Genomic DNA, 19,044 nt, shown 5'->3' with positions numbered 1-19,044 from the left:
GGCCGTTCCTACGCGGTGACGTTCGCGGTGGCGTCGGGTGTCGGGTGGGGCAGCCCCTCAGTCCGGCAGCACCATCGAGACGCACAGTCCGCCGCCGTCGCGGTTGAGCAGGGCGATGCGGCCGCCATGCGCTTCGGCGATCTCGCGCGCCAGCGCCAGACCCAGGCCCGTGCCGTTGCGCTTGGTGGAATAGAACGGCAGCAGTGCGTTGCCCAGCACCGCCTCGTTCATGCCCGGACCGCGGTCGAGCACGTCGACGCGCCAGCCGTCGGCCAGGCGGTGCAGCGACAGCGCGACCGTACCCGGGGCGGTGCCGGATTCGTGCGCGTTCTTCAGCAGGTTCAGCAACGCCTGTTCCAGCTGCGCGACGTCGAAGGCGGCGGTGGCGTCGTCGACGCGGCCCGCCAGCGCGAAATCCACCTGGCTGCGCAGTTGTTCGACGAAGTCCTGCCAGCGCACCGGTTCCCGGCGTGGCGCCGGCAGCTTGGCGAAACGCGCGTAGCCGCGGATGAACTGCTCCAGGTGCCGGGCGCGGTCCTCGATCGTCGCCAGCGCGGTCGGCAGCCGCTGCAGTTGCCCGCGTCGCAGCAGTTCCGCGCTCGAATGCGCCAGCGAGGCGATCGGCGCCAGCGAATTGTTGAGCTCGTGGCTGATGACCCGGATCACCTTCTTCCAGGTCTGCACTTCCTGGCGGCGCAGTTCGGTGGTCATCTGCCGCAGCAGCAGCAGCTCATGGCGGCGGCCGTTGAGCCGGAAGGCGCGCCGCGACAGGTGATGGATCTGCTCGTCGTCGTCCTCGCCGACGGTGAACATGCCGTCGCCGCCGCGCGCGAAGGCGTCGGCCAGCGCCGGATGCGCATCGGCCAGCAGGGCGTCGAGGGTGCGCCCTTCCAGCCGCTGGCCATCGCCGAAGGCCTTGCGCGCGGCGAGGTTGGCGTGGACGACGTGGCCATTGGGATCGGTCAGCAGCATCGCCACCGGCGTGTTCTGCACCATCGTGTCGAGCAGCAGCTCGCGCTGCACCAGCGACACGCGCTGCTCGCGCAGGGTGTCCCCGAGCGCGTTGTGGCTGTCGACCAGCTCGCGCAGCGCGCCCCGGCCTTCCCAGGCCAGGCTGAAGCCGTAGTCGCCGTCGCGATAGCTGTCGACGGTGCCGGCGAGCGCGCGGAACAGCGAGCGTACCGGCGACAGTGCGAGTCCGATCGTCCACCACGCGGCCGGCAGCGTGAGCGCGGCGACGATGGCCAGGGTGCCCCAGACCGGCAGCCGCGGATGCAGCCACAACGCCAGCGCAGCAGCGGCGACGGCATGCATCGCCGCGATCGCGACCAGTACCCCGCCCAGCGGCAGCCGTTGATGCCAGCGCATGTCAGTCGCGCCGGATCCCCAGCCGGTCGAGCCGGCGGTACAGCGCCTGCCGCGACAGTCCGAGCTCGGCGGCGGCCTGCGCCAGCACGCCGTCGTGGCGCTGCAGTGCGGCCTCGATCTCGGCGCGGTCGGGCTCGTCGTTGGCCTGCGGGACAGCGGGGGCCGACGCGGGCGGCGCGGGCAGATTGAGGTCGGCGGCGACGATGCGCTCGCCGCGCGCCAACAGCTGCGCGCGCTGCATCACGTTGCGCAACTCGCGCACGTTGCCCGGCCAGGGATGGCGCAGCAGCGCGCGTTCGGCGCCCTCGGCCAGCGGCCGGTTGCCGTCGAGGAAATGCCGCGCCAGCGGCAGGATGTCGCGCGGCCGCGCGGCCAGCGGCGCCAGCCGCAGCTCGATGCCGTTGAGCCGGTAGTACAGGTCCTCGCGGAAGCGGCCGTCGGCGATCATCGCCGGCAGGTCGGCGTTGGTCGCACTGACCACGCGCACGCGCACGTGGCGCTCGCGGTTGCCGCCGAGCCGCTCGAAGCGCCCGGTCTCGAGCACGCGCAGCAGCTTGACCTGTCCCGACGGCGGCAGCGTGCCGACCTCGTCGAGGAACAGCGTGCCGCCATCGGCCGCCTCGAACTTGCCTGCTCGCGCCTTGTTGGCGCCGGTATAGGCGCCGGCCTCGGCGCCGAACAGTTCGGCCTCGACCAGCTCGTTGGGCAGCGCGCCGCAGTTGACCGCGACGAACGGACCGTCCCGCACCGCCGAGTTGGCATGCAGGATCTCGGCGTACTTCTCCTTGCCCGCGCCGTTGGGCCCGGTCACCAGCACCGGCAGTTCCGAGCGGGCGACCTGCAGCGCCAGCGCCAGCGTGGCCTCGCTGGCGGCATCGGCCCACACCAGGCCGCACAGGTCGTGGCCCTGCGCCAGCGCCGCGTGCCGGCGCCGGTCCTCGCGGTGGCGCGCGTCGAGTTGCCGGCGGGCCTCGCCGAGTTCCAGCAGCGTCTGCACCGTCGCCATCAGCTTGGCGTCGTCCCACGGCTTGGCCAGGTAGTCGGCGGCGCCGGCGCGGATCAGGTCGACCGCGGACTCCAGCCGGGTCCACGCGGTCAGCAGGATCACAGGCAGGTCCGCGTCCAGCGCGCGGATCGCGTGGAACAGGGCGATGCCCTCGTCGCCGGACGTGGTGTCGGCGTGGAAGTTCATGTCCTGGATCACCAGGTCGATGCCGCCCTCGCGCAGGCGCGCCAGTCCACTGTCGGGGTCCTCCGCGCGCACGGTGTCGATGTCGTGCAGCGAGAACAGCACCTCGAGCGCGGTGGCGACGGCGGGGTTGTCGTCGATGATCAGGATCTGCGGCATCGTGGCGGCTGTGGTGGAGGTGGAGAGTCGTGGGACGCGGAAAGCATCGTAACGCCCTAGTCTCCTCGACCGGCGAAGGATGTCATGCGCTGCGCGTGGCGATGGCCGGCGAGACGCTGGCCGCGCGCCGCGCCGGGCCGAGTACCGCGAGTTGCCCCAGCAGCCACAGCGCGGCCGCGCCGACGGGCAGGTAGTACACCGGCAGCCGCGGCAACTCGTAGCGGCCCATCAGGAACTGGTTCAGCGCGTAGGCCAGCAGCATGCCGAGCACGATGCCGGCGCTGGCCAGCAGGAAGTTCTCGGCCTGGAAATAGCGCAGGATCTGGCCCTTCGTCGCGCCCAGCGCCCGGCGCACGCCGATCTGCCGCGTGCGCTGCTGGACCCAGAAGCTGGCCAGGCCGACGATGCCGAACGCGGTGACCACCAGCAGCGCCAGGCAGACGATCGACAGCATCCAGATCATCGACCGGTCCTGGCGGAAGAAGTCGCTGCGGGTGTTCTCCATGGTGTCGCTGCCCAGCATGATCACCGAGGGGTCGTCCCGCTTGAGGACATCGTTGGCCGCCTGCAGCACTTCGTCGCGGCGCCCGGGATCGGTGCGCAGCATGTAGTGGATGCCCTGGTAGTAGTTGCGGAGCGGGAAGATCACCGAGTACTGGCCCAGGCCGAAGTTGTTCGGCCGGATCAGCTCCTCGACCACCCCGACGATGGTGATGGGGGCGTTGCCCCACACGTAGAACTGTTTGCCGACGGCGGACTCGCCGGGGAACAGGCGCTCGGCCGTGGTCCGGTTGACGATGGCGGCGGGAACCGCGGCGTTGCCGCCCAGTACGTCCTGCAGGTCGACGTATTCGTCCGCTGCGAATGCGCGTCCGTCGGACAGGCGCAGGCCGAAGGTCTCGAGCATGCCGCCGCCGTCCATGTAGGTGGTGGCATTGAGCGTGTTGCGGACCTGGTCGGGACTCAGGTTCACGCCGCTGTTGTTGCTGCTGTTGCCGAACGGCATCTGGCCGACGGCCGCGACCGAGGTCACGCCGGGGATCTGCCGCAGCAGCGACAGGATGTGCTCGGTGCTGGTGCGGGTGTCGCTGCCGGGTTCACTTTCCATCACCCGCAGGCTGGCCGGCTGCACGCGGACCAGTTCGTTCTCGGCCACGCCGCTGACGATGCTCATGCGTTCGATCCGCTGCTGGATCAGGAACAGCGCGTTGCAGACGATGGCGCAGGTCAGCGCGATCTGCAGCACGATCAGCAGGGCGGCGGTCTTGTGGCGGCGCAGGCTGGACAGGATGGGGCGGATTTCCATGGTGAACTCCGTGATGCTTCGGTAGGTCGGGCCTACGCGCCCGACGCTTCGTTGGATCGGGATTGGGCGGCCGACGCCGGTGTCTCGATGTTCCAGCGTCGGGGGCGTCGCCCCGACCTACTGGGATTTCAACTGCACGGCCGGCGTGATCTGCATCGCCCGCCACGCGGGCAGCAGCCCGGCGATCAGGCTGGCGACCAGCGCCAGCACGAACGTCATGCCCAGCATCGACAGGTCGAGCTGGGCGAGTTTGGCGTAGCTGGCCGGTTGCTGGCGCACGGCCCACAGGCCGAGCATGGCGATGCCCAGGCCGAGCACGCCGCCGGCCAGGCCGATGGTGCCGGCCTCGATCAGGCACTGCTTGAAGATCTCGACGCGCGGCGCACCGAGCGCGCGGCGCACGCCGATCTCGCCGCCACGGCGCAGGAACTTGGCCAGCAGCAGGCCGACGGTGTTGACCAGGCACACCAGCAGGAAACCCAGCGCCAGCCACACCTGCAGGCGTACGTCCGACGGCACCACGCGCTTGAAGTCCAGCCATTGGGTGACGTTGCGCAGGCGCGTGTTGGGGTCGCGCTCGAAGCGCCCTGCGGCCTTCTGCTGCGCCGAGTAGTTGTCGAGGTAGGCCTTGAAGTCGCCGGCCTGCGCGGCGCTGTCCAGTTCCACCCAGTACTGCAGCCATGCGCAGGGCGCGTTGAGCGCATAGGAATCCTCGTTGGAGGCCCAGCAGTTGGTGTTGCCGCTGGTGCCCATCTGCAGGTCGCGCGACGTCGAGAACGGCACGAACACGCTTTCGGTCGCGCCGAAGCGGCCGAAGGTGAGGTCGTAGAACTTCGGTACCGGGCGCCAGGCATCGAGTACGCCGACGACGCGGAACTCGCTGGTGCCCAGCCGGAGCGTGCGGCCGGTGCTGTCCTCGCCGCCGAACACGCGGTCGTTGGTGGCGCGGTCGATCACTGCGACCCGCGCGCGGGCGTCGTCGTCCTCCCGGGTCCAGCCGCGTCCGTACAGCAGCGGCGCGTCGAACATGGCGAAGAAGTCGGCCGAGGTGTAGCGCGCATCGGTGAAGAACGGCGTCTGCCCCGGCGCGGCCGGATCTACGATCAGCTGGCCGCCGCTCATCACCGCCTGGCGGCTGCCGCGCGCCTCGCGCAGCAGGGTTTCGGCGTCGAAACGGGTCAACTGCTCTTCCGGTTCCTCGCCGGGCGTGTAGTCGGCGGCCGGGGCCGGATCGAGCTGCACGTAGAACAACCGGTCGCTCTTGCCGGGCAGTGGATCCCCGGACAGCACGTGGAACACGGTCAGCGTGGTCATGCATGCGCCGATGCCGAGCGCGATGGTCAGCACCATCAGTGCGGTCAGCACCTTGTTGCGGCGGAAGCTTCGGATCGCGAGGTTGAGGTAGTAGCCGAACATGTCGTTTCTCGGTGGGGCGGGTCTCGACCCGTCATGGGGTGTTTCGGATTCGCGGATCCCGGCGGGTCGAGACCCGTCCTACGCGCTGCGGGTGGCGATGGCGGGCGGGACCGACGCGGCCCGCCGGGCGGGCCAGAAGACCGCGAGCTGTCCCAGCAGCCACAGCGTGACCGCGCCGATGGGCAGGTAATGCAGCGGCAGGCGCGGCAGCTCGTAGCGGCTCATCAGCAGCTGGTTCAGGCCGTAGGCCAGCAGCATGCCGAGCACGATGCCCATCGCCACCAGCAGGAAGTTCTCGGTCTGGAAATAGCGCAGGATCTGGCCGCGGGTCGCGCCCAGTGCACGGCGGATGCCGATCTGCTTGCTGCGCTGCTGCACCCAGAAGCTGGCGAGGCCGACGATGCCCAGCGCGGTGACGATCAGCAGCGCGATGGACACCGTGATCAGCAGGCCGATCATGTCGCGGTCGTTGCGGAAATGGCGGTGGCGGATCTCCTCGTAGCTGCGCTGGCCCAGGATCAGCCGGTTGGGGTCGACGCGCTCGAGCTCGGCCACGGCCGATCCAAGGATCTCGTCGCGCCTGGCGGCATCGGCGACGCGGATCAGGTAGCTGCCGCCGTTGTTGTAGTTGTCCCGCAGCGGAAGGATGCCGGAGTAGCTCCAGTTGCCACCCATCGCGCCGGGGCGGGTGAGGGTCTCCACCACGCCGACGATGGTCAGCGGGATCGGCCCCATGTAGACCGTCCTGCCCACGGCGCTTCCGTCGGGGAACAGTCTCTTCGCCGCGTCGGCGCTGAAGATCACCGGGCTGCTCAACGTGCTGATGTCCTCCAGCTCGGCAAGCGCGGAGGTGTCCTGGTATTCGTCGGCCAGGAAGTCGCGACCTTCCACCAGCCGCAGGCCCAGCGTGTCGATCATGCCGGGGTGCGCGTTGTACTGCGCGAAGCTGAGCGTCGGCCGCTCCTGTTCCGGTGTCAGGGATATCGCCGAGTTCGAGGAGCTGCTGCCGAACGGAAGCTGATTGGTCACGGTGACGCCGGCGACACCCGGGATCGCACGCAAGGCCGCAAGGTCCTCGCGGGTACGCGCATCGGCATCGTCCTGCGCGCCGATGCCGCTTAGGCGGATCTGCAGCAGTTCGCGCTCGGCGATGCCGCTGGGCCGGCCGACGTCCTCCAGGCGCTGCACGACCAGGAACAGGGCATTGCACAGGATCGCGCAGCTCAGCGCGATCTCCATCACGATCAGCGCTGCCGCGGTCTTGTGCCGGCGCAGGGTGGACAGGATGGGGCGGATTTCCATGGTGAACTCCGTGATGCTTCGCTAGGTCGGGCCTACGCGCCCGACGCTTCGGTGTGTCGGGATTTGGGCGGCCGACGCCAGTGTCTCGATGTTCCGGCGTCGGGGGCGTCGCCCCGACCTACTGGGATTTCAACTGCACGGCCGGCGTGATCTGCATCGCCCGCCAGGCCGGCAGGAGGCCGGCCAGCAGGCTGGCGACCAGTGCCAGCACGAAGGTCAGCAGCAGCATCGAACCGTCGAGGTGCGCCAGTGCTGCATAGCTGGTCGGCCGCTGTCGCACCGCCCAAAGTCCCAGCAGGGCAAGTCCGAGGCCGAGCACGCCGCCGGCCAGGCCGATGGCACCGGCCTCGGCCAGGCACTGCTTGAAGATCTCGGCGCGGGATGCCCCCAGCGCGCGGCGGACGCCGATCTCGCCGCTGCGCCGCAGGAACTTGGCCAGCAGCAGGCCGACGGTGTTGAGCAGGCAGACCAGCAGGAAGCCCAGCGCCAGCCACAGCTGCAGGCGCACGTCGCCGGGGACGACCTGCCTGTGGTCGAGCCACTCCATCACGTTGCGCAGGCGCGTGTTGGGCGGTCGCTCGAAGCGTCCCGCGGCCTTCTGCTGTGCCGAATAGTTGTCGAGGTAGCTTCTGTAGTCGCGTGCCTGCGCCGGGCTGTCGAGCTCGACCCAGTACTGGATCCAGGCACACGGTGCATTGAGCGCGGTGGAATCGCTGGTGGGCGTGCTGCCGAAGCAGTTGCTGGAGCCGCTGGTGCCGAGTTTCAGTTCCATCGCGGTGGAGAAGGGAATGAACACCTGCTCCTCGCGGTCGTAGCGTCCGGTGTTGAGATCGTAGAACTTCGGTTTCGGCGCCCATGCGTCCAGCACGCCGACGACGCGCAACGGCGTGCCCTCGACGCGGATGGTCCGGCCGGTGCTGTCGGCGCCCCCGAACAGCTTGTCGTTGAGCGGCCTGGCGATCACCGCCACGCGGGCATGGCCCTCGTCGTCGCTGGACGACCAGCCCTGTCCATGCAGGAACGGCGTGTCGAACATCGGGAAGAAGTCCGCCGACGTGTAGCGCATCGATTCGACGAAAGGCTTCAACGTGCTGCCTTCGGCTTCGACCACGGCGCCGCCACCGACCATCATCGCCTGTCGCGCGGCCTTCTTCTGGCGCAGCAGCTCCTCGGCGTCGAAGCGGGTCAGCTGGTCGATGGGCTCATCGCCCGGGATATGGCCGGACAGCGATTCGGGATCGATCTGCACATAGAACAGCCGTTCGCTCTTTTGCGGGATCGGATCCCCCGACAGCACGCGGAACACGGTCAGCGTGGTCATGCACGCACCGATGCCGAGCGCGATCGCCAGCACCATCAGCGCGGTCAGCATCCTGTTGCGCCTGAAGCTCCGGATCGCCAGGTTGAGGTAGTAGCCGAACATGTCGTTTCTCGGTGGGGCGGGTTTCGACCCGTCATGGGCTGTTGCAGGCGCGCGGCGGCGGTGGGTCGAGCGCTGTCCTATGCCGACGTGGCAGGGCGGTCGGCGCCAGCGGCGGCCAGCCTGGGCTCGCGCACCACGTCGGTCGCCATGCCGTCGACGATGTGCACGTTGCGCTGCGCGCGCGCGGCCAGTTCCGGGTCGTGGGTCACCATGACGATCGTGGTGCCCTGCGCGTTGATGTCCTCGATCAGTTCCAGCACGCTGCGCGCCATCTGCGAGTCGAGGTTGCCGGTGGGTTCGTCGGCCAGCAGCAGGCGCGGGCTGCCGGCGAGTGCGCGCGCGATCGCCACGCGCTGCTGCTGGCCGCCGGAGAGTTCGGCCGGGTAGTGCTTCATGCGCGATCCCAGGCCGACCATGCCCAGCGCTTCCTCGATCCGCAGCTTGCGCTCGCTGGCCGGCATGCCGCGGTAGCGCAGCGGCACGTCGACGTTGTCGAACAGGTTGAGGTCGGGAATCAGGTTGAAGCCCTGGAAGATGAAGCCGATCTTCTCGTTGCGCAGCTTCGAGCGCGCGTTGTCGCCGAGGCCCTTCACGTCCACGCCGTCGAGCAGGTACTCGCCGCCGGTGAAGGTCTCCAGCAGGCCGGCGATGTTGAGGAAGGTCGTCTTGCCCGAGCCCGAGGGGCCGGTGACGGCGACGAACTCGCCTTCGCGCACATGCAGGTCGAGCGAACGCAGCGCGTGGGTTTCGACGAGTTCGGTGCGGTAGACCTTGGCGACCTGGCGCATGTCGAGCATGGGAATGTCCTGTGTCTGGAGCGGAGAGGGAGGGGGAGTCAGCGGATATGGAACAGCGGCGGCAGGTCGCTGCGCACCGGATAGCGCGGCGCGAATTCTGCGGTCGTGGTTGCGCGCCGTCTTGCGGGCGGGGCGTCGGCGGGCGGCTCGAAGTCGAGCAGCGCCCACAGCGGTCGCGGCACCGCCTCGGTGAGGTCGTCGGCGGTCCATGCGGTCGGGAACGGGAAATCGAAATCGGTCTTCATGGATGCTCTCCTGGTTACAGCCCCGAAATGCGGATGCGCTCCGCGTTGTCGAACAGGTCGGTGCCGGAGACGACGACGCGCTCGCCCGGCTGCAGGCCCTCGACGATCTCGACCGACGACAGGCTGCTGGCACCGGCCTGGATCGGCCGGCGCACCGCGGTGTTGCCGTCGAGCACGTAGGCCACGCGCCCGCCGTCCTGTTCCAGGAACGGGCCGCGCGCCACCATCAGCACGTCCTTGCGCGTATCGAGCATGATCCGCGCCGACAGTCGCTGGCTCTGGCGCAATCCCGGCGGCTGGCTGCCCTCGTCGAAGCGCAGCCGTGCGACGACCTCGCCGCTGACGACTTCGGGCGACACCGCCGACACCTGCGCCGGATACTGCGTGCCGACGCTGCGGATCTCGGCCGGCATCCCGATCTCGAGATCGCGGGCGAAGCTCTCGGGCACCTTGATCTCGACCTCGAACACCGACAGGTCGACGACCGACAGCACTGGCGCATTCGCCGCCACGTTGCTGCTCTGGATCGCCTGCACCTGGCCGACCTGGCCGTCGAACGGCGCGCGCAGGGTCAGCAGGTCGACCTGGCGGCGCATCTCGGTGACGACCGCGCGCTGGCGCTCGGCCAGCAGCTGCTTGTTGCGCGTGTCCAGGCCCGCACCCTGGCCCTGCAGCGCAAGATCCTGGCGCGCGGCCGCGACGCCGATCTCGGTCTTCTGCAGCGTGTCCTGGGCCCGCGCCAGGTCGACCTGCGCCACCGCGCCGCCCTCGAACGCGCGCTGGTAGCGCTGCAGGTCGCGCTCGGCCGCGGTGCGCTCGATCTCGGCCTGGTCGAACACCTTGCGCGCCTCGGCGTGGCTGAGCTGGGCATCGAGCGCCGCACGCCCGGCCTCGGCCTCCAGGCTCGCCAGCGTGGTCTCCTCCTGCGCCAGCTTGCTGCGCAGCTCCGGGCTGTCGATCTCGGCCAGCGCCTGGCCGCGCTCGACGCGGTCGCCGGCGACGACCTTCAGCGTCACCGTACCGCCGGAGATCGCGTACAGCGTCGGGCTGTTGGCCGCGATGACCCGGCCCTCGGCCGCGATGTCGCGGACCAGATCGCCGCGCGTGACCTCGGCGAAGCGCAGCCGCGACGCATCGACCGAGTTCGCGCCGCCGGCCCAGCCGGCGACGACCCAGGCCAGGCTGGCAAGCACGGCCAGTCCAAGGCCGCCGCCGATGAGCCAGCGCGTTCTGCGTGTGCGACCGGGCGGGTTGCCGGTGCGGACGGTGTCCTGGCCGGACGTATCGCGAATGGCGGCGGGACGGGGCGAGGGCGAGGGCGACGCAGCGGACATGGGCGTTGGAGGTATTGGGGATGGTCAGTCCCACGCAGAAAGTGTGCCAAAACGTAGGTGATTGATATTCAAGGAATTTATGGAGTCGATCACGCTGCGCAGACGAATCGCGGACGTCCGCGCGGACAGCGGCGCGCCCGGCGGACGGAGTGGAGGCGTGTCGATGCCGGTCGCGGGACGCGCGCGGTTCGCCGGCGCTGAATCACGGCCAACATCGCCGGCCGGTGCGGATGAGCGGCCCGCTAGAATGGTGCGTTGAATCCAAGGAGCTGCCGTCCATGTGCGGAATCGTCGGTGCGATCGCCGGTCGCGATGTCGTCCCCGTCCTGATCGAGGGACTCAAGCGCCTGGAGTACCGCGGCTACGACTCGGCCGGGATCGCCGTCGTCGTCGACGGCGCCGTGCGCCGCGTGCGCCGCACCGGGCGGGTGTCGGAGATGGAGGCGGCCGCGCGGGCCGAGCACCTCTCCGCGCCGCTGGGCATCGGCCATACGCGTTGGGCGACGCATGGCGGCGTGACCGAGGGCAACGCGCACCCGCACATCAGCCACGACAGCCTGGCGCTGGTGCACAACGGCATCATCGAGAACCACGAGGCGCAGCGCGAGCGGCTGACGAAGCTCGGCTACGTGTTCGAGTCGCAGACCGACACCGAGGTCATCGCCCACCTGATCCACCACCACCAGTCGCAGGGCCTGGACCTGCTGGCCGCGCTGCAGGCGTCGGTGCGCGAGCTCGACGGCGCCTATGCGATCGCGGTCATCGACAAGGGCGAACCGGACCGCATGGTCGTTGCGCGCATGGGCTGCCCGCTGCTGGTCGGGCTGGGCGATGGCGAGAACTTCGTCGCCTCCGACGTCTCGGCGATCGTGCAGGCGACGCGCCGGGTGATCTTCCTCGAGGAAGGCGACACCGCGGTGCTGACCCGCGACGGGGTGCAGGTCTACGGCGACGACGGCCAGCTGGTCGCGCGCGCGGAGCACCTGTCCGACGTCTCGCTGGCGTCGCTGGAGCTCGGCCCGTACCGCCACTTCATGCAGAAGGAGATCCACGAGCAGCCGCGCGCGCTGGCCGACACGATGGAGGCGATCATCGACGCCGGCGCGTTCGAGCCGGCGCTGTTCGGCAAGGAGGCCGAAGGCCTGCTGCGCGAGGTCGACGGCGTGCAGATCCTCGCCTGCGGCACCAGCTACTACGCCGGCGCGGTCGCGCGCTACTGGATCGAGGCCATCGCCGGCCTGCCGTGCACGGTCGAGATCGCCAGCGAGTACCGCTACCGCAAGGCCGTGGCCAACCCGCGGCACCTGATCGTCACCATCTCGCAGTCGGGCGAGACCCTGGACACGATGGAGGCGCTGAAATACGCCAAGTCGCTGGGCCACGACAAGACCCTGTCGATCTGCAACGTGCCCGAGAGCGCGATCCCGCGCGCCAGCCGGCTGGTGTTCTACACCCGCGCCGGCGCCGAGATCGGCGTCGCCTCGACCAAGGCGTTCACCACCCAGCTGGTCGGCCTGTTCGCGCTGACCGCGACGCTGGCGAAACTCAACGGCCGCCTCGACGCCGAGACGGAGGCCGGCTACATCGAGGCGCTGCGCCGCCTGCCGGTCAGCGTGCAGCACGCGCTCAACCTCGAGCCGCAGATCGCGGTCTGGTCCGAGAAGTTCACGCCGAAGCAGCATGCGCTGTTCCTCGGCCGCGGCGTGCACTATCCGATCGCGCTCGAGGGCGCGCTCAAGCTCAAGGAGATCTCCTACATCCACGCCGAGGCCTACCCGGCCGGCGAACTCAAGCACGGCCCGCTGGCGCTGGTCGACGCCGACATGCCGGTGGTGGTCATCGCGCCGAAGGATTCGCTGCTGGAGAAGGTGAAGTCCAACATGCAGGAAGTGCGCGCGCGTGGCGGCGAGCTGTTCGTGTTCACCGACGCCGACAGCAACTTCGGCGAGTCGGAAGGCGTGCACGTGATCCGCACCCCGCGCCATGTCGGCGTGCTCAGCCCGATCGTGCACACCATCCCGGTGCAGCTGCTGGCCTATCACACCGCGCTGGCGCGCGGCACCGACGTCGACAAGCCGCGCAATCTGGCCAAGTCGGTGACGGTGGAGTAGCGTCCAGTCAGTTGCCATCATCATGAATTGGTAAAACAAAGTCAGTACAGGACAATAAGGTCGGTGTGGAGAGCCAGCTCAGTGCACGCGCAAGAGTTGCGGGCATTGGCCAAAGCTATCCCGGCTTCAATTCGGTGGGTTCTTGACGGTGCGCGCGTGCGGCTGCGGGAAGCCAGAAATCTCGGCCCCAGCTGACGGTCGCTCGGTTTTAGGGTTGTTGTGATCTTGCCCGGACAAGTTCGAGCAGGAGCTACAGAACGCAGTATCCGGCTTCAGCGAGTGAATGCACGGGACGATGAATCGGCTTGGGGCACCTTGCTCGAATCTTGTTGATTAGTGGGCTTAACTCTAGGTTTGACCTCCGGAAGCTGGGGCACAGCTCCAGCAACTTGTTTCCGGTGCTTGCCAAGTGTGGCGATCTTGGGCTGTTTGACTATGTTGATAACCACGGCGTAACGACCCATGCTTCATGCCGTAGCCAGGCCGACTAGCGCCGTGAATCGATCAACCAAGCCGCTTACACAGGGTGGCGCGGGTGCCAATCCGAATCTCTCCCCTAGAGCGTGTCCGGCCTGCGTACAAGAAGACTCGAAAAGGCTTGGCTACTCGTGGTATCGGAGACGGACCATCAAGACGGTATGCCGATACCAACAGTACCGCGCAGTGAACAAGGCGATTGCCCGGCTCCGGAGCGGCAAGACCCGCGCGCAGCATGGCGAACACGACGAGCGCGGCGGCATCGTCTGGAATACCCAAGGCAGCGGCAAGTCGCTGACCATGGTGTTCCTGGTGCGCAAGATGCGTGCGGACACGCAAAAGCGGAAGTTCAAGGTGGTCGTGGTCACCGACCGCAAGGATCTGCAGAAGCAGCTGTCGCTGACTGCCAGCCTGACCGGAGAAGCGGTGGAGGTGGCTACCAGTACCGAGGGCGTGAAGGCGCTGGCCCGGCGCAAGGGGCCGGGGCTCGTGTTCGCCACCATCCAGAAATACCGCGACCCGGATACCGAGAACGACGCACCGCTGAAAGTAGAGGACCTGCCCAACGTCGCCGTGACCGATGGCGACGACGACAAGCCTGGCAAGCCCGCTGCGAAATCGAAGGACGTGACGTTTGAGGTATTGAACGAGGACGAGAGCATTTTGGTGCTGTTCGACGAGGCGCACCGCACCCAGGCAGGCGGCCTGCGCGCCAACCTTCGCGCGGGCTTGCCCAGCTGTGCACGCATCGGTTTCACCGGCACGCCGATCATCATGGGCGAGAAGAAGCGCACCCACGAGATCTTCGGCGAGTTCATCGATCGCTACACCATCAAGTAGGCCGAGGAAGACGGCGCCATCGTGCCCATCTTGTACGAGGACCGCACAGCCAATGGCGCGGTGAAGGAAGGTGCAGACCTGGATGAGCTGTTCGAAGACCTGTTTCGTGAACGTAGCAAGGAAGAGCTGGAAGCGATCAAACAGAAGTATGCGACCAAGGGCTATATTTTCGACGCGCCCAGACTGATCGAGGAGAAGGCGCGCGACATCATGCGCCACTATGTAGCCCACATTCTGCCCAATGGCCTGAAGGCCCAGGTGGTGGCCTACAGTCGGCTGGCCGCGATCCGCTACTTCAGCGCGTTGCAGGCAGCTCGCGACGACCTGCTGGTCGAGGCGTATGCACTGTCGGCCGAAGACAAGGCGATGGACGACGAGGCGTTGTGCCAGCGTCCGCCGAAAGTGCAGGCTGCGGTACAGGCTTGGCGCTATCGCGAGTTGCTGGCGGGGATCGCGTTCGCGCCGATCATTTCGGGCAGCAACAATGACGACCCGGCGTGGAAGGGCTGGACCGACGGCAGGAAGCAAGATGCCCTGATCGAGCGCTTCGAGAAGCCGCTGATCCATGTCGACCCGACGAAGGCTGATCCGCTGGCGTTCTTGATCGTCAAGTCGATGCTCTTGACCGGCTTCGACGCGCCCGTCGAGGGCGTGATGTATCTGGACCGGCCGATCCGCGAAGCGGAACTGCTGCAGGCCATCGCCCGGGTCAACCGCACCGGTCACGGCAAGACCTGTGGCATCGTGGTGGACTATTACGGCGTGGCCCGGCACTTGGGCGAGGCGCTGAAGGTCTACGCGGACGAAGACATCGAGGGTGCGCTGAGCAGCCTGAAGGACCAAGTGCGGGTGCTGCAGGATCGCCATCTGCGCGCGGTCGATATGTTCCGCCAGCAGGGCATTGATTCGATTGAGGACACCGAGGCCTGCGTGCAGGTGCTGGACAACGAGAAGCGGCGTGCTGAGTTCACCGTCAAGCTGAAGGCGTTCATGGCCCTGCTGGACACGGTGCTACCGCGGCCGGAGGGCCTGCCGTTCATCAAGGACGCCAAGAAGCTGGCCTACATCCACACACGCGCCCGCAACCGCTACAAGGACACGCCGGTACTGGGCAAAGACGTGGGCGCCAAGGTACGCAAGCTGATCGACGACCATGTGATTTCGCTGGGCATCGACCCGAAGGTACCGCCGATCCAACTGTCCGACGCGCAGGCCCGGGCCAACCACGAAGGAATACTGGCGGCATGAGCGCCACGCTGATCATTGATGATCCGAAATTCCATGTGCGTCGCAGCGTTCGCCGTAGCACCCTGCAAATTACCGTCGAGCGCGGTGGCGAATTGTCGCTTAGTGCGCCGTCCGGCGTGGCTGAATCCAGCCTGCGTGACTTCGTCAGGGAGAAGCGCTTCTGGATCTACACCAAGTTGGCGGAGAAGGAGCTGCTGCGCCGGGCCATGCCGCGCAAGGAGTACGTCGGTGGCGAGGGCTTCCTTTACTTGGGACGAAGCTATCGGCTGAAGCTGGTCGATGTACAGGATGTTCCGCTGAAGCTGTCCGCGGGTCGCTTCTGCCTGCGCTGCGATGAACTGGGTGCGGGGCGCGCACATTTCATCCGTTCGTATTACAAACGGGCGCGTGAAAGGTTGGCCGGACTCGTCGACGGGCTACAGGCCCGGATGGAAGTGCAGCCGTCTGGGGTCAAGGTGCAGGATCTGGGCTATCGTTGGGGCTCCTGCGGCAAGAGTGACTGGCTGTACTTCCACTGGAAGACCATCCTGCTGCCGTCACGCATCGTCGAATACGTGGTTGCGCACGAAATGGCTCACCCTACACGAACCGCATCACACGCCGGAGTTCTGGGTGCGATTAGAGCGGGCGATGCCGGACTATGCGCGACGCAAGGCTTGGTTGGTCGAGCGCGGAGTGGAAGTCGAGGGGTTATAGGTGGCTTTCCTAGGCATTGCTTGTAGGAAACGGGTAATCCGCTTGGATTCGGAGAATATGGGGAGTGGTTGGGGATGAGCGACAAGTCCAGCACTGAGTACATAAGCGCCAAGATCCTCGCGGAGTCTGGGTTTGGTTGGTTGAACACGGGTAGTACGCAGGCGTCCAGGGATGGCCATCTCGCGGGCACACTCGAGCGACAGGAAAGCGAGCGTCGGCGAAAGCAGGAGCAAGTTCGTACGGATGAGAGGAGGGAGGCATATCGGGAACGGCGACGTATCGAACAACAGTTCGAGCGAGAAGAAGCCCAGCGTAAGGAGGTTGAGGATCGAGAGCGAAAAATAGACGAGCTCTTCTACGATACGCTGGGGATCGGCGAGAAGTTGGTGTCTGGAGTAGCCAAGCCCATCGAGCGAGATGCGTATTGGTTCTTACGGAAAGAAAGCGAGAATCTTGCGAAAGCTGCCAATGATCCGCTACTCGCGAGGCGGTTCAACTTGATGATGAGAGATCTGCCGATCCGATCCTCGAGCAAACCGCCACCTGCTCCTCGAGAAATATATGACCTCGCTGTATCCCTGTGTGCGCTCAGAAATAAACTCATGAATGCAGGGATAATCTTGCCATTCGACGACTTCGACAGCTTTTCCGGGCGATATACGATGTTTCATGAGCGCGCCGAAACAAACAGAAGCGATTTCACTTACATGCTCTTTCCTGGGCAATACGAAGTAGGGAATTTGCCGAACTGGTTGAAGCAGGATGAGCCGATTCTTTCGCCAACACCTATCGCAGTAGAGCGCGACTCTAATGGAGAGGATGAGGAGGGCTCGTGGAGTCAAACTGCTGAGGATGGCGGTATTTCCTTAAATGGGGATGTTGTCGAGTTATCGCAGCGATTTAAGGCGATCGATAATCATCGCGTTGAACTGATTGAATCGATTCGGGTTCTGCGAGAAAGATTCCAGATTTTTTTGGATCTGGATGTCGATATTGTGCCTGTCGAAACACTTTCTTGGGTCGAGTGGTCAGCAGAGATAAGAGTCAGCGGAAACGGATACTTCTCCGAAGTCCTGTCCTCCCCCAAGGATTCTCTAAAGTTTGTGCTCGATCATGAGGACTTTCTTACTCGGCTTATCAATGTCGACCCAGAGAACCTGCTGGAAGGCCTCATGTCGGCTGCACGGAACGCGCTTGGGGAGCATTGTGCAGTCGAGATGGCGATCCGGCATCTCAGGTGCTGGGCCACGTCTGCCGAATTGAATCCCCCTGATCTCGGAAAGCTACGGGCTACTAAGTCAATTGGGTTTTTGGATAACGTTACAAAGTCTAGGGAGGATCTGAACGATGCTCTCTCTATTCTCTCCCTTGGTGTTACCGCGCCATTCTTCGAGACGCTAGAAATTCACTCCCATCTACAAGGGGGGCTTGTCGGAGTTGGCCAGTCTGACTGCAGGAAATTCTTTGCCGATCTCAACGCCTGCTTTGCAGAACGGCACTACTATGCGAACAGGGTCAGCCAAGACGATCTGACAATTCTAGTCGCGCGCAAGGTTGCGCGCGTTCGCGGTGCATTCCCCTCGTCTGGGGGGGTACTGAAATCGTTTGTTCTTCCCGAAATTTCAAACTCAACAATTTGCTTAGCCAGCGCATGGATCACCATCGCCCAACCGTTGGAGAGCGCCTGCCTAGCATGGGCCTCCGGTTTGCCGCCAAAGGGAGATCTCGGTCTGGTATGGGTTGATGAACCGAAAATTGGTCTTGAAGAGAATGAGGCCAAATTCAAAATTACCTTTTCAACAACGTTGAAATCTAGCCGGGCTTCCGATCTTGTAGCGGCGATAGAGTCAAGAAAATACCTTGGTAATGATAAGTCCAGGTCAAAACAGAGCGGGTTGCCGGTCTATGTGCTTACCGGCCTTGCTGTCGTTATAGCCAGCGTCGTCGCTTTTTTTCTTCGTGGCTATCCTGGCGAATCGCAGCCGGTAGTGGAGTCAACCCCGAACTACTCAGTGGCGGAAAATGGTGTCGCCATGAAAATTCTTTCAGATGATTTTTTTATTAAGCCGAAGAGGATCTACCCTTGGCCAGAAAGTGCTTTGGTCAAGCCTGACGTGTTCATAGCAGTGCGCGACAACAGTGCTGCTCTGTGCATGATGGAAGTGGGGTGCACGGAGTTTCGGAGGCTCGAGAGCCAGATCAATGGCAGTAGGTCTGCGGTGTTGGGTAATGGGTACGGAATCTCAATTTCGCCTGGCTTGGATGGGAATATGCCCATTCTTTCTACTGATGGTGATTACCATCCCGACCTAACTCTTCCGTCTGGCTTCCCGTTCGTGACAGTTGTATACAAAGAAAACCTTATTGGTGGTCGGACGTATATGGGTTCTAACGCCATGCGCATCGAGGAGGTTGCTCTAGGGCAGTCGCCTCTTGCCATTGGTTATGAGGCCATTGATGAATTTTCAATCTTCATCAGTGATCGGGTCGCAAAGAAGTAGGTGCTGTCTGGATCCACGAGGGGCGTACTCAATTAGAGGGTTCGTCCCCGTTTACACGGAATGTTGCGTTAAGAGTCTCGATGTAAGTAAGACTTCAACTCCTAAGCTTTGGATCTCGGCATCGAGATCGAAGGGCAGGGCGTAGAGGATGAGTCCGTTGTCGAAGTCGAAAGGGGGCAGTGGTTCCGCGAATCGGGATGTCCCCGGATACACTAGGAGCATGGTGCCCCTAGCCACCCAAGTACTTCTGGCCATATGCGTAGAGCTGGTAGAAGTCGGCTTGCGACAACCCGTACTTGGTGTCGCTGTCGTTCCGGACTGCATCGAGCAGTTTCCACTTGGCATCACCTGATTAGCACGATCTCTCAGCGCAGTCGCAGCCCTTGAGAGGCCTGGGGCCGAGGATGGCGCCATTGTCCCTTGGAGATCGGATGATGGCCATGAATCGTGTGCAGTTCCAGCCGGGCCTGTCGCTGCCGGTGTTCCTCAAGCACTACGGCAGCGAGGGTAATCCCCCCATTTTTAGCAATCGCCAAAAGTGGAGCTAAGCGGCCAATGCGAGCTTCTGCATGGGCGTGATGCCGCCGAGCGCCATGTTCGGGCGCTCGTGGTTGTAAGTCCATAGCCAGCGC

Annotated in this window: 15 protein-coding genes and 1 pseudogene; 5 read left to right on the top strand and 11 right to left on the bottom strand. The window is 65.4% G+C overall.

The features are described 5' to 3' along the window. Positions 1–57: 57 nt before the first annotated feature. The 9 genes from LDO26_RS17140 to LDO26_RS17100 all read right to left on the bottom strand — a co-directional run bounded on the left by LDO26_RS17140 (position 58) and on the right by LDO26_RS17100 (position 10,539). Positions 58–1,368 (bottom strand): sensor histidine kinase, encoded by a 1,311-nt coding sequence (locus tag LDO26_RS17140; protein ID WP_232132312.1) that lies wholly within the window; start codon positions 1,366–1,368, stop codon positions 58–60. A gap of 1 nt (position 1,369) precedes the next feature. Then, the gene (locus LDO26_RS17135) at positions 1,370–2,716 is read right to left on the bottom strand and encodes a sigma-54-dependent transcriptional regulator (protein WP_232132311.1); all 1,347 of its coding nucleotides are present in this window, start codon (positions 2,714–2,716) and stop codon (positions 1,370–1,372) included. Between the two features lie 82 nt (positions 2,717–2,798). Continuing rightward, entirely contained in the window at positions 2,799–4,022 is a 1,224-nt protein-coding gene (locus tag LDO26_RS17130; RefSeq protein WP_232132310.1) for an ABC transporter permease, read from the bottom strand. A 117-nt stretch (positions 4,023–4,139) separates the two neighbouring features. Further along, positions 4,140–5,438 carry an ABC transporter permease gene (locus tag LDO26_RS17125; protein ID WP_232132309.1) on the bottom strand — a complete coding sequence of 433 codons (1,299 nt, stop codon included), beginning with the start codon at positions 5,436–5,438 and terminating at the stop codon, positions 4,140–4,142. Positions 5,439–5,516: 78 nt separating this feature from the next. Beyond that, entirely contained in the window at positions 5,517–6,740 is a 1,224-nt protein-coding gene (locus LDO26_RS17120; RefSeq protein ID WP_232132308.1) for an ABC transporter permease, read from the bottom strand. 118 nt (positions 6,741–6,858) lie between these two features. Continuing rightward, positions 6,859–8,163: an ABC transporter permease gene (locus tag LDO26_RS17115; protein ID WP_232132307.1), complete on the bottom strand. Its 1,305-nt coding sequence runs from the start codon at positions 8,161–8,163 to the stop codon at positions 6,859–6,861. Between the two features lie 77 nt (positions 8,164–8,240). Beyond that, entirely contained in the window at positions 8,241–8,960 is a 720-nt protein-coding gene (locus tag LDO26_RS17110; protein ID WP_232132306.1) for an ABC transporter ATP-binding protein, read from the bottom strand. 38 nt (positions 8,961–8,998) lie between these two features. Beyond that, a complete protein-coding gene (locus LDO26_RS17105) occupies positions 8,999–9,205 on the bottom strand; it encodes a hypothetical protein (protein WP_232132305.1) in 207 nt (68 codons plus the stop codon). A gap of 14 nt (positions 9,206–9,219) precedes the next feature. Further along, positions 9,220–10,539 (bottom strand): efflux RND transporter periplasmic adaptor subunit, encoded by a 1,320-nt coding sequence (locus tag LDO26_RS17100; RefSeq protein ID WP_232132304.1) that lies wholly within the window; start codon positions 10,537–10,539, stop codon positions 9,220–9,222. Positions 10,540–10,817: 278 nt separating this feature from the next. Here LDO26_RS17100 and glmS point away from each other — a divergent pair, with 278 nt between their 5' ends. The 5 genes from glmS (at position 10,818) to LDO26_RS17075 (ending at position 18,412) form a co-directional block, all read left to right on the top strand. Further along, positions 10,818–12,650, top strand: a complete 1,833-nt coding sequence (gene glmS, locus LDO26_RS17095) for a glutamine--fructose-6-phosphate transaminase (isomerizing) (RefSeq protein ID WP_232132303.1) — start codon at positions 10,818–10,820, stop codon at positions 12,648–12,650. Positions 12,651–13,112: 462 nt separating this feature from the next. Next, positions 13,113–13,967: a DEAD/DEAH box helicase family protein gene (locus LDO26_RS17090; protein WP_255682303.1), complete on the top strand. Its 855-nt coding sequence runs from the start codon at positions 13,113–13,115 to the stop codon at positions 13,965–13,967. Positions 13,968–13,988: 21 nt separating this feature from the next. Next, entirely contained in the window at positions 13,989–15,215 is a 1,227-nt protein-coding gene (locus LDO26_RS17085) for a type I restriction enzyme subunit R domain-containing protein (protein ID WP_232132301.1), read from the top strand. Further along, positions 15,212–15,937, top strand: coding sequence for a M48 family metallopeptidase (locus LDO26_RS17080; protein ID WP_232132300.1), 726 nt, complete (start codon positions 15,212–15,214; stop codon positions 15,935–15,937). Before LDO26_RS17085 ends, LDO26_RS17080 begins: the two co-directional genes overlap by 4 nt. A gap of 48 nt (positions 15,938–15,985) precedes the next feature. Further along, positions 15,986–18,412 (top strand): hypothetical protein, encoded by a 2,427-nt coding sequence (locus LDO26_RS17075; RefSeq protein WP_232132299.1) that lies wholly within the window; start codon positions 15,986–15,988, stop codon positions 18,410–18,412. Between the two features lie 229 nt (positions 18,413–18,641). On the opposite strand, the pseudogene LDO26_RS18350 reads toward LDO26_RS17075, so the two are convergent. Both LDO26_RS18350 and LDO26_RS17070 read right to left on the bottom strand, forming a co-directional pair. Beyond that, a pseudogene (locus LDO26_RS18350) lies at positions 18,642–18,746 on the bottom strand (5-methylcytosine restriction system specificity protein McrC); the annotation flags it as partial. A gap of 31 nt (positions 18,747–18,777) precedes the next feature. Then, positions 18,778–19,044: hypothetical protein (locus LDO26_RS17070; RefSeq protein WP_232132328.1), on the bottom strand; the 267-nt coding region annotated here is incomplete at its 5' end.

It is taken from the genome of Proluteimonas luteida (assembly GCF_021191695.1).
Lineage (GTDB): Bacteria > Pseudomonadota > Gammaproteobacteria > Xanthomonadales > Xanthomonadaceae > Luteimonas > Luteimonas luteida.
The sequence above is the reverse complement of the archived record's forward strand: the minus strand, read 5'-3'. Positions and strand labels throughout refer to the sequence as shown.